The sequence below is a fragment of the Anaerosoma tenue genome (genome assembly GCF_023161965.1).
Lineage (GTDB): Bacteria > Actinomycetota > Coriobacteriia > Anaerosomatales > Anaerosomataceae > Anaerosoma > Anaerosoma tenue.
In genome coordinates this window covers 60973-74237 of the sequence record NZ_JALNTY010000001.1, presented here as the reverse complement: position 1 = coordinate 74237, position 13265 = coordinate 60973, and the positions used below count along the sequence as shown (strand labels likewise).

Sequence of the window (13265 nt, the reverse complement as noted above, 5' to 3'; positions counted from 1 at the left end):
TCGTAAGGGCTAGACCCCCTTGCAGCGACGTCGAGGCGGCCGAACGGCCCCCATGCTTCGGTGGACGGCATACACCGGCCGGTGTCCGGCGTACGCCGATGTGTCTGCCGCACACGGTCCGAAACCTACCGTTCGCGGCCGGAGAAGTTGCATTCTGGCGGCCGAGCGGGTAGCGTGACGGTGTTGACAGTTTCCCTTCCCTAACATGCGGTGTCGCGGGGAATCCGCCCCACCGCGGTTGCGGCTCATCGGTGACCGGCATCCCGATGCTCGGCGGTCACGCCGTGTATAGCCGCCTGAGGACTCAGGGGTAACAGGGAAGGAATCAGGGCGGCCCCGACCCGAAGGTCGGGGCCGTTCCCATTCTCGTCAGTGATGCCGGACCTCGCGTCACACCTGTACGGCGGTTATCCCCCAGCCCGTGCCCGTATGCGTGGAGATCACCGCGCCGGCCTCCACGACCCGCAGCTCACGCACGTTGAAGCGGCTGCGTATCGCGTTCTCGAGCCACTCGGCCTTGTCCGGCGACAGCGCGTGCTGCACCGCGAAGTCGGCGGGCAGCTTCTCGTCCACGCGGGTCGCGACCCAGTCCACGCTGGCCTGGAGCGCGGCAATGGCTCCACGTGCGCGGCCCACCGGCTCGAAAGCGCCGTCCTCGGCCACGGTGAGCATGACCCGCATCTTGAGGAGTCCCCCCACCAGAGCCGTCACGCGCCCGATCCTCCCGCCCTTGGCGAGGTTGTCGACGCTGTCCAGGCCGACGATCATGTTCACACGTCCGCGAAGCGCTTCGAAGCGGTCCTTGATCTGCGCCACGGTGTCGCCCGACGCTGCCGCCTTGGCGGCCTCCACCACCTGATAGCCCTCGCCCCACGACAGGTTCAGCGAGTCGAGCACGTGCACGCGATCCCCCACTGAGCGGGCAGCCTCCATCGCCGACTCGTACGTGCCGGACAGGCGGTTCGAGATGGTGATGCATACCACGTCGGAGAACGTCTCCAGCTTCTCCTTGAACGTCTCCACGAATGCGCCCACCGGAGGCTGCGATGTCTTCGGCAGCTCCTTGGCCGCGTCCATCCTGCGGAAGAACTCCTCGAGTGAGATGGTGCCGTCCGGGAACGTCTCACCCTCGATCGAAACGCTCAGCGGAACGACCGTGATGCCGTGCTCGGCCGCCACCTCGCGAGGTATGTCCGACGTCGAGTCGGTGACGATGCACACGCCCTGTGGAGATCCCATCGCGTCATTCCCCTTCCATTGGACGGACCATGCCTTCGCCGAGCGGGCGCCCGCCGATCACATGGACGTGGAGGTGGTGCACGGTCTGCCCGGCGTCCTCCCCCGTGTTCGCTATCACCCGGTATCCTGACGCGGCGACGCCCTTGGCGGCAGCCACCTTGGGCACGGCGCGCATCAGCGCCAACAACACATCATCGGGAACGTCGTCGGAGATATCCGAGTGATGGGCGCGCGGAACGATGAGCACGTGCACGGGGGCCTGCGGGGCGATGTCGTCGAACGCGAACACCGTCTCGTCCTCGTACACCGCTGTGGCGGGTATCTCCCCGTTGGCGATCATGCAGAAAACGCACTCATCGGTCACGATCCGTCAGCCTCCTCCGCCTCGGCTCCTTCGAGCTCGCCGATCAGGGCGGTGACCTTCTGCCTGGCCTCGCTCAGCTTCTTCTGGCAGGCGGTCAGCAGAGCGACCCCCCGCTCGTAGCGGGCGAGACTGTCCTCAAGCTCGAGCTGTCCCGTTTCGAGCGCGCGCACGATCTGCTCGAGCTCCGCCAACGCGGCCCCGAACGTCATGTCCGCCGGCGCAACGACCTCGTCTGACATCTACCCCTCCGATCCAACTGACTCAACGATGCAGCCGAGGATCCCCTCGGCGAGACGCACATCCACGCGGTCGCCCGGCGCGACATCAGCAGCCGAGCGAAGCACCGCACCATCCTCTTCGTAACATACCGCGTATCCGCGGCCCAGTATCGCAAGCGGCGACAGGTCCTCCAGGCGGGCGGCCATCTGACCGACGTCGCGGTCGGCTGTCTCCACGAGCAGTCTGCCGGCCGACACCACCCGATCGCGCTCACGCTCCAGGCGGGACGCGTGCTGCTCCGTGAGACGCGGACCGACCCGCGCCAGAGCCTCCCGCGCACGCACGATGGCCTCTTCGCTGCGGGAGAGATACCCCGGAAGCGCCCGCTCCAGCCCGTCGGCAAGCATGTCCAGCGTCTGCCCGGGTGTTGCGAGCAGCGCGTCCGCCGAGGAGAACACGGGCCGGTCGGCCAGGAGTCCGAGGCGATGCGACAGGCCTGCCACGAGGTGTGTGAGCGCACGACCGAGGCGCGTCCCACCTGCGTCCAGTGTCCGGACCACTTCAGCAACGTCGGGAGCCACGGCTTCGGCTGCGGCCGTGGGAGTGGATGCGCGGACATCGGCCACCATGTCGGCGATGCTGGTGTCGGGTTCGTGACCGATCCCCGTCACCACTGGGACGGGGCACGAAGCCACAGCGCGGGCCACTTCCTCGGTGTTGAACGGCATGAGGTCTTCGTAGCTGCCCCCGCCGCGCCCAAGGATGACCACCTCGATACCCGGCTCGGCCCCCACCGCCTCCAGCGCGCGGACGATCTCGGCGGCGGCGCCATCTCCTTCCACCTGGACGCCTGCGATCACCAGCTCGGCTACAGGGTACCGGCGCCGCAGCGTGCGGATGATGTCGTGCACCGCCTTCCCTCGCGGCGATGTGACCACGCCGATCCGCTCGGGGTACCGTGGCAGCGGCCGCTTCCGGTCGGGCGACATCAGCCCCTCGGCCTCGAGGGCCTTCGCCAGCCGCGCCACCTGCAACCGGAGCATCCCCTCGCCCGCCACCTCCACGGAACGCACCTGGAACTGCATCCGTCCCTTGGGGGCATACGCGGTGAAGTTCCCCGTGACCTCCACCAGTGCGCCGTCTTCGAGGGTCACCCCGGATGCGTCGTACTGGTCGCGCCACATCAGGCACGGCATCACGGCCTGCCCGTCCTTCAGCGAGAAGTAGATGGCCTTGTAGCCGGGTTTGATCGTCGCCTCGGAGACCTCGCCCACGACCTTGAGCCGCAGGCCTTCGAGCGCGCCTTTGGCAAGCGCCATCGCATCGGATACCGAAAGCGCCTGCTTCTGGTCAGGCATCATCGCTCCCGGAGGCTTCGGAGGGCGGATCGACCGGGATGACGGCCAGGCGACCGTCCTTCACGCGCACTGCGGTCGCGCCGTCGGCTATCGCGGCCAGCTCGGCTCCCACAAGCGTGCGGCGCCAACCTGTGGAGAGGGGGTGGCCGTCCCGGTCTCCTGCCGCGAACCGCTCGAGTTCGTCGCGCGAGGCCAGCAGCGTGGTCGCCACGTTGTGCTCCCGCGCCCTGATGCGCAACACCGCCGACAGCAGGTCCGCAACCGCCTGGGCGCCCGACGGGATACGGTCCTTGCGCGGCAGACGGGGCAGTTCGTCCTCAGGGACCGCCTGACCCGCGCGGATGGCCGCGATGACGGCAGCGCCGCTGCGTGACGCCACCTTGTCGTTCACACCCCGGATCCCGGAGAGCTCGGCGGCGGAACCCGGCGTACGCCTCGCGATCTCCACGAGGCTCTCATCGGAGATCAGCCACCGCTTGGGCGTGTCCCTTCGCTGCGCCTCCGTCTCTCGCCACGCAGCGAGTTCGCGCAACACCGCGAGGCTCCTGCGGTCGAGCGACGAGGCGCGCTTCACCCGGCGATACTGCTCGCGGGGGTCGACCTCATAGGTCTTCGGGTCCGCGAGGCGCTCGAAGTCCTCGGCGAGCCAGGCGAGCCTGCCTTCGCGCTCGAGTCGCTCGTGCAGCCGCTCGTAGACCTCCGGCAGGTAGCGCACGTCGGCCTCGGCATACTCGACCTGCTCCGGCGTGAGCGGACGCGCCGCCCAGTCGGTGAACGTATCCGACTTGTCCACATGTACGCCGAGGAGGTCCTTGACCAACTGCGCATACCCCACCTGGACTGGAAAGCCCGCCAGAGTCGCCGCGATCTGCGTGTCGAACACCGGGGCCACAGTGGAGCCGGTGGCCCGCAGCAGTATCTCTACGTCCTGCGAGCCGGCATGCACGACCTTCACGACGTGCGGAGCCGTCAGCAGGCGCGCGAGGGGCTCGAGCTTGCCCTCCAGCGCCACGGCGTCCACCACGAAGCTCTCCTCGGCCGTACCGAGCTGCACCAGGCACAACCGGGCATAGTACGTGCGCTCGCGCATGAACTCCGTGTCAACCGCCACGACAGGCGCCGCCATAAGGGTCTCGATCGTGTCGGCAAGTGATTCAGTGTCCCGGATGTACAATGAGTCTCCGAAGGTCTCGGGTATCGTTCCGAGCAGGTCTCGGGTGTGTCGTTCGAGTGTAGCCCAAGGGTGAAGCTCAGACGAGGAGTCAGCCGGTGAACGTGCTCATGATCACCAATCTGCGCTCGGGGTTCGGAGACCCCGGCCTCTATGATTTCGTGCGCGAGCTGGGGTCCCATCACGTGGATGTCACGCTGCGCTTCCTGAACGAGGGAGCGGACCTCGCGCACCTCCTGCGCGATGTGAAGGACTACGCTCGCGTTGTCGCGGCCGGGGGCGACGGCACGGTCTCGGCCATCGCATACGCGCTCCGCGACACAGGCATCCCGCTTCTCGCGTATCCCGCCGGTACCGCCAATCTGATCGCACGCAACCTCCGCCTCCCCCTTGACCCCGTGGACCTGGCGGTCGCCCTCATCGCGGGCCGCACGGTCACGATCGACCTCGGCGAGCTGCACCTCCCCGGATCCGGAGCGCGCAAGGAAGTGACGGCCGGTTTCGCCATCTCGGCGGGAGCGGGCTTCGACGCTGCCATCATGGAGGCCGCCGCAGGACTCAAGCCCACCCTGGGTGAGGGCGCATACGTGCTCGGAGCGCTGCAGAACCTCAATCCACGGGTGTCGCGATTCACGCTCGATCTCGACGAGGGCACCGTGCGCACCGAGGGTATCGCCGTGATGATCATGAACCTGGCGCGCATCCAGTTCGACATCGAGGTGACCCATGGAAGCGACGCCCAGGACGGTCTCTTCGAAGTGGTGGTCGTGAAAACGTCACACCCGGCGGGCCTGCTCCCCGCGATCTGGGCGGCTCTGCTCGACCGTCTCCAATCGCATCCGGAGCGGCCCGGGCTCGAGATCCATACGGCCTCACAGGTGAGAGTGCTTGCCGACCCGCCGCTCCCCGTGCAGTACGACGGCGAGGTCACACCGGCAGCGACGCCGATGACCGCGCGCGTCCTGCCCCGTGCCGCCACCTTCATCGTTGCCGATGATGACGTTCTTCCGTCGGATGACTTCGGAGCGGCGCGCCGGGACCGCTGATCACTCGCGTGTGAGCACGAGCGTGCCGAGCCGCACCCGCGGGAACAGGTCGAGTATGTCTTCGTTGTACAGCCGGATGCAGCCGTGCGAAGCCTTCGTGCCGATGACCCACGGTTCGTTCGTGCCGTGTATCCCGTACGCCGTGTACACCCAGGTGGAACCTGCCTGAGCGTAGAGGCGCATCTTCCGCGGCCCGTACACCCCGTTCGGGTCGGTGTAGTACTTGGAGTTGATCTTCCACAGCCGCGTGGGAGTCTCCATGCCCGGACGGCCGATCGCGATCGGGTAGCTCTCGACGAGCACATCGTTCTGTACCAGGTAGATGCGGAAGTCCGACTTGTCGATCACGATCGACGTCGCCGCCGGATACGCGAGTCGCCGGTACTTCGCACTCGTCTCGGTCACCTTGCCGTCAGGGTTGGTGGCGACGACCCGCAGCGAGATACCTTCGGCAGGCACCGCGACGAGTCCGAAGTCCACCACCGCGTACGAAGTCGCTGGCCTTGTGGCGATCAGCGTGCTCCCGACGAACAGCTTCACCTCACTGGTGTTCACGCCCGTGCGGACTCGCACGTTCGCCTTCTTGGCCACATACGAGCTGTCGGAAGGGGCCACGAGCAAGGGCGCGGACGGCGCACCACCCAGTTCCCGCTCCTGTGACGTGGAGACCGCGTTCGGGCCTCCGAAGACCACTGCCGAGGAGACCGTGCCCTGCATCCCTGCGAGGTAGTACGCCGTGGCCGGGGCAAGGGCCGTCTTTTCCGAGTACAACAGCGGCCCGCCCAGCTTCGCCGCGTAAGTCGATCCGGTCAGCGCATCCGGGATCGCCGCGGCCACACCTACCGTCTCACCGGTCAGCCACCCCTCGGTGCGGGCTCCGCGGGCGATCGCGACGCTTGTGGCATAGCGGTCGGGGCCTCCCCAGCGCGACGTGGCGCCTACGCGTGAGTACACGGTGTTGGTGACCGCGGTCGTACCGCCGGCAACGATGACATCCCCGATGGGAAGCGATCTCAACGCAGAGGCCGTTGACAGGGGGACCTCACCCGGCTGCACCAACAGAACGGGCACACCTGTGCGCGCGGAGACCGCGGACAGCGCGAGCGCGTCCACGAAGCCGAAGCGATCCGTGCCGTTCGCGATGAACGCGCGTGCCGGGACCGTCCGTGACGTCTCGCTGGCCACCTGTGCGGAGCGTGCCGCCACTCGCGCGGCGGTGGTGTACCTATCCCCCACCGTCCACGGCTGTTCGACGGTGCCCGAGGTGATGAGCGACCGCAGCTCACTCACCACCGCGCCGCTTACCGCGCCAGGGCCGCCCACGATCGTCACATCCACACCACCGTTGGCCGAGTGGATGGCGGCAAGGGCGCTCTTGACCGCTGAAGGCACACGATCGCTCTCCACGAGCATCAACGGCGCGTCGTACGCCCAGCAGAGTGAGCCCGCCGCGAGAGGGTCGGCGTACGAACGGGGCTCTCCCGAGGCGATGATCACGCGATCGATCCCCGCCCAGCCGGGCCATCCGGCCTTGGCCACAGCGACCGCCGTGGCGTACCGGTCGGCGCCCTCGACCCTGTCGACCGCGAGCGACACCTGGTGGGTGTCTGCAGGCCAGGTCGCAGCGCTTGCGGACGCAGCAACGCCGAGTGTCAGGAGCACGGTGATCAGGAAGAGTGCGGGCCTCATGTGTGTGATCCGGAACATCGAGTCTCCCTCGGAACGGAGGCTGTCATCGATCCTGCTTTGGGACATCATATCGGCATCCCGCGTTGTTTGCTGGAGGAACGACAGAAAAGACCCGCCCCGGCAGCATCGCCGGAGCGGGTCTCGTGTTCCATGGTGGGCGCTAGAGGATTTGAACCTCTGACCCCTTCCGCGTCAACCAACGGAGGCACGTCCGTGGAAGTACGCTGATGTAGGGAAACCCCAGGTCAGATAGCCCGTATCGTTGTAAAGTGGATGGAAGTGTAAGACAGTGTAAGAGCGCAGTGGCTACACCGCTGGCTACATGAGAGAGAGGAACGGACATGAGGGAGATCACGTCGCAGGATCCGCGCGAGGCACGCGAAGACGAGCCTTCGGTGCCGGGCGTCGAGAAGATGCGCGTGTCGGAGTTTGAAGCGCTGGCGGAGCGGCTGGGCTTCGAGCCTGGCGAGCTTCTCGAGCGCCTCAGCTGATAGAGCGGAACGAGCAGGGGCCGTCCTTCGGGGCGGCCCCTTCGCTACCCCAAGATTATCCCAAGGTTAGGGGGCGAGATTAGGGGGAGGTTGCGGGGCGGTTCCGCTGCCTCGGCGCGGTGACGCCCAGCTCCTCGCGAACACGTTTCAGACGCTGCTTGGCGACGTCGTACTCACGCTGGGCCTCGAGCTCCGCGTACGCCTCGTTGTGTGCGTCGGCGAGACTCCTCCTGGCACACGCGGTACACAGTCCGAGCCGGGGGTGCCGTATCGGGCGCCTGGCGCAGTGTGGGCACAGCTCCGCACCCTCGGAGCTCGTCACGCGTTCGAGCAGATCCTCGAGCGTCACGTCGCCCCTCGCGATCGTCTGCTGCGCTTCTACCGGCAACAACCCGAACAGTTCGTCGTACTCCTCCACTCCGCACGTCCTTTCGTCTGATGGAGCCCCGTCCGGAGAGGAGTCACACGGGCGGGGCCCCGTGTCGAGTGCGTCAGCACCAGCGGAGATCACCAGACTCCGGATAGCCGAGACGCACGAGCTCCGAGACGACGTGGCGCTCGAGCCTGCCGATGGCGCCTGCGCCGCCGGTGCGCCGGTCGAGCTCGAGAATGGTCTGTCGGCCGTCGATCGTGACGGCGTACACGTCGAAGTAACTGTGCCGACCGGTGCGCTCGTACCGGGCCTCGTGGATCGTGACATCCGGCAAGCTTCGGCTGCGCCTGGAGAGGACGCCCATCACCGGCCGCCCTTCTTCTTCGGAAGAGCGATCGCCGAGAGGGAGGGCGCGGCCTTCGGGATGCAGCCTGCGGCCACGAGTGCCTTCCAGCGCCCCGCACGCGAGCTTCCGGTGGCTCGCCACAGCGCGGGCAGGTCCGCCGCTCCTGCGGCCTCTGACGTGTCACAGAACGCCGCGATCATGTGCGCGGGATCGGTGCGGTCGAAGCCCGCCGGAACGCCTGCCATGCGGATCACGAGGCACATCGTGTCGAGGAATCGGTCGATGTGCCCTGTGACCTCAGGGACGCTCTTGATGTCGTCGAGCACACCGGGGTCGACCAAGTCGAACATCTCCGGGCCGATCGCCTTGTCGGGGTCCACGCGGCGGAGGATGCGCGTCAGGCCGTCTGCCATGTTGTCGTATTGCCCAACAAGGTTGGACCACGTCTCCCGGGGCCTCCACGCGGCCACGAGCTCCTCTGCTACGAACGCCTCCACGAGCGCCTGCAAGCGCTCCTCGTCGGCCGTCCAAGCCGCGGTGACGATCGGGCGGGCGCGCTCCACCTCCGCCATGTTCCGGTTGGCCACGGCTATCCGCATGCTCTCGACAGCCGAGTCCTCTACCCGCTTCTCACGGACGAGCCGCATCATGGTGAGCAACTCGCCTGTAGCGGCGGTCCTGTGCCCGCGCTCGCTCAGCTCCTCGAAATCCGCGATCACCTGCGTCGGTTCCATGTGTCTCCTCCTAGTCGATGAGCCCGGAAGCATAGCCTCCGAGCGCGAGCGTCTTCACACCCGCGTAGCGTTCGTCGTCTTCCGTCCGGCCGACCCCGCGAGGAGGCAGGCCGGCCGAGCCCTCCTTGGTGGTCTCGTCGGCCTCCTCGCCCACCGGTTTGCCGACCTCCACGCCGTTCTCGTAGACGTGCACTACAGGCTCTTGACCCATCGTCGTGCTCCTTCCGTCGGTCTGCATCTACATCTCCTCTACCGGGACCATGCGCCCGTAGCGCTCCGCCATCTCGATCAGCCCCGCGAACACCTGCTCGGCTTGCGCGTCGCCCGGCGGGACCTGGATGTCGCCGAGGTAGTAGTTCGTCGTGCGTCCGGCCACCGAGGACGGGGCGACGGATGGACCGCCCGTCGAGCCGCCAGGCAGCGAGTCGAACACCATCGGCAGATACTTGTCGGCCGCGGCTTTGTCGCCGAGCGGGATGATGACCTCAGGCTCGTCGCCGACCATCGCGAGATGCGGGTATCTGGCGAAAGTTCCGGTGCCGTAGACCGGGATGTTGTAGCCACCGGTCGACGAGCGGGCTCTGCCGTCGCTGCTCATCGCCCCGGTGGCGAGCAGCGCCTGAGCGGCTGCGTATGCGGCCTTGTCGCCGATCTTCTGGTAGTACTCCATCCAAGCCTGCAGACTGCCGCCGTTGGGCTTGGGTATCGCGGCTATCGCGTCGTTGAGGTCTGTCGCCGCCTGGGCCGCGCGTTCCTCCGCGTCGAGCAGGTCGAGCTCCGCGTCTCGCAGGTCGAGCACCGCGCGCTGGTACTCGGGGCTGTTCTCCCCGTACTCGTCGAGCGCGTCGGTCACACGCTGCTGCGACTCGGTGAGGCGAAGCTTGGCACGCTCGAGGTCGATGTCAGCCCGCTCGGCGCCCCTCTGCTCGTCCTTGACGCTGACCAGCGCGTCCTCGTAGTCACGGAAGGCTCGCGTGCCCTCGTCCGTCACGCCCATGAGCGTACGCGTGGCCTCCGCTGCCTGGCGCAACAGCTCGTTGCGCTCCCTGGCCGCCTCGATGCTCGCCTGGGTCGGTACGCCGTTCTCGTCGAGCACCAGGCCCAGGTCGCTCGTGAGGCCCGTCACGTCCTCCGTCTGCCCCGCGAGGTGGCCGAGCGCGCCCGCCAGCGTCTGTATCGCCGGGATGCCGGGCGCGACGTAGTCCACCCACGTCTTCTGCCGCTCGCCCGCTGTCGCGAGGTACTCGCCGAGGCTGTCGGCCTCGCCTGCCGCCTCGGCGAGCGCGTCGGCGGTCTGCTCCACGGCCGGGATGCTGTTGATGAGCGTCCCGACGCCGTAGCCTACCGCTCCGGCGAGCGCCACGTACCCGGCCGAGACCGCAGCGGTCTGCGTGGACAGCCCCGCGAGCGCGGTGGCCGAGGTGCCCGCGTTCTGCGTCACGAGGCTGAGCGCGGTGCGCCACTCGCCGAGGGCCGACGCCACTCGTGCGCTCGTCATGACGCCGATGGCCGAGTTGACCATGCCGAGCCCGCCTGCGGTGATCTTGAGGGCGGGGCCGAGGAGCGCGAGAGCGGCGACCATCTTGATGATGGCCTCCTGCGTGTCCTCGTCGGCGTCGGCGAACTTCTGGAGCAGGTCCGCGCCGTCTTCGAGCATCGGCATTAGCGCGTCCATCGCGGAGACGAACGCGGGCATGAGCGCGTCGATGAGCGGTCCGGAGACTTCTATCAGCTCGCGCAGGGTCTGCTTGATGGGCTCGGCATTTTCCTGGAAAGCCTCGCCGAGCTTGATGGAGAACACGTCTTTCAGGTTGCTCCACAGGCCGGAGAGCGTGTCGGCCTGCTTGAGCATCATCCCGCCGAAGTCGCGGTCCATGCGCTCGGTGATCGCCGCGATCGCGTCGTCGGCATCGACGGCCCGCTGCTCCACGAGCTTCATCGCCTCGGGGATGGTGACGCCGAGCTTGGTCGCGAGCGCGTCCCACGCCGGGATGCCGGCCTCGGCCAGCTGGCGCATCTCCTCGGCCTGCACGGCGCCTTTCGTCTTGATCTGGCCGAGCGCCACGATGATGCGGTTCAGCCCGTCCGTGCCGAGAGAGAGCCCGGCCGCCGCGTCGCCGACGCTCGTGAGCATCGGGATCACGTCCTCGGCGGCGAACCCGTAGGCGAGCAGGCGCTTGGTGGCGTCCATGAGTCCGGGGATCTCGAACGGCGTCTTGGCCGCGAACGTCTTGAGGTCGTCGAGCATCTGCTTGGCGGCCTCGGCGCTCCCGAGCATCGTCTCCAGCGCCACCTCGGTCTGCTCGAAGCTGGCGGCGGTCTTGATGCCGAACACGACGGCCGCCGTGGTCCCCGCCACGATGGGCGCGGTCACGTACCGCGTGAACGCCGATCCCGTCCTGGAGAACACGCCCTCGACGCCCTTGAGGCTGCGCTGGACGTTCTTGCCGAGGTCGGCCACCTCGCGCCGGAAGGCTTTGTCGTCGGCCTTTATGTCGATGACCACCTGGCCGTCAGACATCGGTGTCACCCCACTTCGCCGCTTCGCGTGCGATCGCCTCGGCCGTGACCACCGCGTCCTCGGCGCTGAAGCGCATGTAGTTGACGGTCGCCGCTGCCACCACGAGCCCCGAGACCGCGAGCCCCACGCCACGGAAGATCTCCGTGTCGTCCGGGCCGAACACCTCGATGAGCGCCTTCAGGATGCGGTGCGCGATGGCGTTGTGGATCACCAGCTCGTCGTCTTTGAGCGCGCCCTCCTGCGCGAGCTCGTGGTGCATCTTGAGCCATTCGCTGAGATCGTCCATCGCACGGTTGATTTCGGGGGCCAGGAAGTCGATGTCGGCCTCCATCACCCGCTTGGCGATGATGGCGTGTTCGTCGGGTCCCATCGTTTCGTCCTTTCGTCCTTTCGTGTGTGGGTCGCTCCGTTGCGTTCTGTGTTGTGTTGGGACCTCTCTTTAGAGAGAGGCCCACACACACACGCAAACGGACCTCACACACCACCAGAGTTGTTATCTGTTGTTGGGTCGGGCTCAACACCAACAACAGAGGGGGTCACAACACCTTTGGTGATGTTGAATCCGTACTTCGGAAGCCGTCCGTACAACGACGACCGGTCCTTTCTGAGCTTCTTCGCGAGCTCCGACACCCGGACCGGGCCACTCGTGGACAGTTCATCGAATGCCGCGCGCAGCTTCGTTTCGAACGGATCGCCTGCGATGGCCTCGGCGGCGGTGTCGCTGCACTCGACGAACCGGGGGCCGTCCTGGATGAGCATCAGGCCGCGTATGTCGTGGAAGTCCATGCTGCGCGTGGTGGCGTTGAACTCGGTGCGCCCGGCCGTGGCGGGGCTGAGCGTCATGATCGAGTCGGGATAGCGGCTCAGGGTGCCCGCGCCCGCGATGCGGTCCTCGTGACTCTTCACGCTGCGCCACGCCTTGATGAAGTGGTGGCTGAAGACCACTGCGCATCGGTACACGTCCCGGAACGCCGCGATCTCCTGGCTCAGGAACGCGGCCATGGCTTTGTTGCTGTTCTCATCGCCGTCCACCAACATGTAGATCGGATCGATGACGATCAGGTCGACGTACTCCAGGTCGCTGACGGCGTTCACGTGCCACTTCACCTGCTGCCACAGGGCATCGAAGTCCCAGGCGCCCTCAGTGTCACGCAGGTCCATCGCGAAGTAGGAGTGTTTCACGTCCTCCTCGGTGAGGCCGCGGGCCGCAAGCGCGGAGCGGTGCCGCGCACGGCGCTCATCAGCCGGTATCTCGAGATTGAGGTAGAGCACTATCCGCTCCAGGATGTCGTCGGGGCCTTCACACTCCCAGGGCTCACAGCGGCGGCCCATCCACTCCTGCCTTCCGACGTGGGATCCCGCCAGCGCGACAGCGAGATCCTCGAGTGCCAAGGTCTTGCCCGCTTTCGGTGGCGCCGCCAGGACCCCCACGTCACCTACTTTGAGCAAGCCGTCGACGAGCACATCGTCGCTCATCGCGCCACCGCCCGTAGGCCCTCGATGAACGCCTCGATCGTCTGTACCGGGATGAGGCGGCGCCGGCCGATCCTCACCGACTCGATGTCGCCACTCCTCATGAGCTCGTATAGCGTCGACCTGTGCACGCCCAGCGCTTTCTGGGCCTCGTCCACACTTAGTAGCCTACTGTCCATGCTTGTCGTCTCCCTTCCGCTTGACGTGTTTCTACGTATGAGCGTATTGTTTCCATTGGGAG

General features: G+C 67.1%; 16 protein-coding genes. 2 read left to right on the top strand and 14 right to left on the bottom strand.

Features of this window, described 5'->3' with window-relative positions; translation table 11 throughout:
• Positions 1-390: 390 nt before the first annotated feature.
• From MSB02_RS00430 to rnd, 5 genes are read right to left on the bottom strand one after another with little or no spacing between them, the layout of a single operon-like run.
• Positions 391-1239, bottom strand: coding sequence for a DegV family protein (locus tag MSB02_RS00430; RefSeq protein ID WP_267193253.1), 849 nt, complete (start codon positions 1237-1239; stop codon positions 391-393).
• Between the two features lie 4 nt (positions 1240-1243).
• Complete coding sequence (locus MSB02_RS00425) at positions 1244-1603, bottom strand: HIT domain-containing protein (RefSeq protein WP_323748470.1); 360 nt, start codon at positions 1601-1603, stop codon at positions 1244-1246.
• On the bottom strand, positions 1600-1842 hold the full coding sequence (gene xseB / locus MSB02_RS00420) for an exodeoxyribonuclease VII small subunit (RefSeq protein ID WP_267193252.1): 243 nt from the start codon (positions 1840-1842) through the stop codon (positions 1600-1602). The genes MSB02_RS00425 and xseB overlap by 4 nt, the downstream gene beginning before the upstream one ends.
• Positions 1843-3180, bottom strand: a complete 1338-nt coding sequence (gene xseA, locus MSB02_RS00415) for an exodeoxyribonuclease VII large subunit (RefSeq protein ID WP_267193251.1) — start codon at positions 3178-3180, stop codon at positions 1843-1845.
• Positions 3173-4354, bottom strand: a complete 1182-nt coding sequence (rnd, locus tag MSB02_RS00410) for a ribonuclease D (RefSeq protein WP_267193250.1) — start codon at positions 4352-4354, stop codon at positions 3173-3175. The genes xseA and rnd overlap by 8 nt, the downstream gene beginning before the upstream one ends.
• A 95-nt stretch (positions 4355-4449) precedes the next feature.
• Between rnd and MSB02_RS00405 the strand changes: the two genes are divergently transcribed.
• Positions 4450-5397 (top strand): diacylglycerol/lipid kinase family protein, encoded by a 948-nt coding sequence (locus tag MSB02_RS00405; RefSeq protein WP_267193249.1) that lies wholly within the window; start codon positions 4450-4452, stop codon positions 5395-5397.
• Here the strand turns inward: MSB02_RS00405 and MSB02_RS00400 are convergent, their stop codons facing one another.
• Positions 5398-7104 carry a cell wall-binding repeat-containing protein gene (locus MSB02_RS00400; RefSeq protein WP_267193248.1) on the bottom strand — a complete coding sequence of 569 codons (1707 nt, stop codon included), beginning with the start codon at positions 7102-7104 and terminating at the stop codon, positions 5398-5400.
• Positions 7105-7427: 323 nt separating this feature from the next.
• On the opposite strand from MSB02_RS00400, the gene MSB02_RS00395 reads away from it, so the two are divergent.
• Positions 7428-7577 carry a hypothetical protein gene (locus MSB02_RS00395; RefSeq protein ID WP_267193247.1) on the top strand — a complete coding sequence of 50 codons (150 nt, stop codon included), beginning with the start codon at positions 7428-7430 and terminating at the stop codon, positions 7575-7577.
• Positions 7578-7656: 79 nt separating this feature from the next.
• On the opposite strand, the gene MSB02_RS00390 is transcribed toward MSB02_RS00395, so the two are convergent.
• The 8 genes from MSB02_RS00390 to MSB02_RS00355 all read right to left on the bottom strand — a co-directional run bounded on the left by MSB02_RS00390 (position 7657) and on the right by MSB02_RS00355 (position 13203).
• Positions 7657-7995, bottom strand: a complete 339-nt coding sequence (locus MSB02_RS00390) for a hypothetical protein (protein ID WP_267193246.1) — start codon at positions 7993-7995, stop codon at positions 7657-7659.
• A gap of 73 nt (positions 7996-8068) precedes the next feature.
• A complete protein-coding gene (locus MSB02_RS00385) occupies positions 8069-8314 on the bottom strand; it encodes a hypothetical protein (protein ID WP_267193245.1) in 246 nt (81 codons plus the stop codon).
• Positions 8314-9030, bottom strand: a complete 717-nt coding sequence (locus MSB02_RS00380) for a tetratricopeptide repeat protein (protein WP_267193244.1) — start codon at positions 9028-9030, stop codon at positions 8314-8316. The genes MSB02_RS00385 and MSB02_RS00380 overlap by 1 nt, the downstream gene beginning before the upstream one ends.
• Before the next feature lie 10 nt (positions 9031-9040).
• The gene (locus tag MSB02_RS00375; RefSeq protein ID WP_267193243.1) at positions 9041-9241 is read right to left on the bottom strand and encodes a hypothetical protein; all 201 of its coding nucleotides are present in this window, start codon (positions 9239-9241) and stop codon (positions 9041-9043) included.
• Positions 9242-9268: 27 nt separating this feature from the next.
• Positions 9269-11551 (bottom strand): tape measure protein, encoded by a 2283-nt coding sequence (locus tag MSB02_RS00370; protein ID WP_267193242.1) that lies wholly within the window; start codon positions 11549-11551, stop codon positions 9269-9271.
• A complete protein-coding gene (locus tag MSB02_RS00365) occupies positions 11544-11921 on the bottom strand; it encodes a hypothetical protein (RefSeq protein WP_267193241.1) in 378 nt (125 codons plus the stop codon). The genes MSB02_RS00370 and MSB02_RS00365 overlap by 8 nt, the downstream gene beginning before the upstream one ends.
• Positions 11922-12025: 104 nt before the next feature.
• Positions 12026-13027 (bottom strand): AAA family ATPase, encoded by a 1002-nt coding sequence (locus MSB02_RS00360; protein ID WP_267193240.1) that lies wholly within the window; start codon positions 13025-13027, stop codon positions 12026-12028.
• Complete coding sequence (locus MSB02_RS00355) at positions 13024-13203, bottom strand: helix-turn-helix domain-containing protein (protein WP_267193239.1); 180 nt, start codon at positions 13201-13203, stop codon at positions 13024-13026. Before MSB02_RS00355 ends, MSB02_RS00360 begins: the two co-directional genes overlap by 4 nt.
• Between the last annotated feature and the right edge of the window lie 62 nt (positions 13204-13265).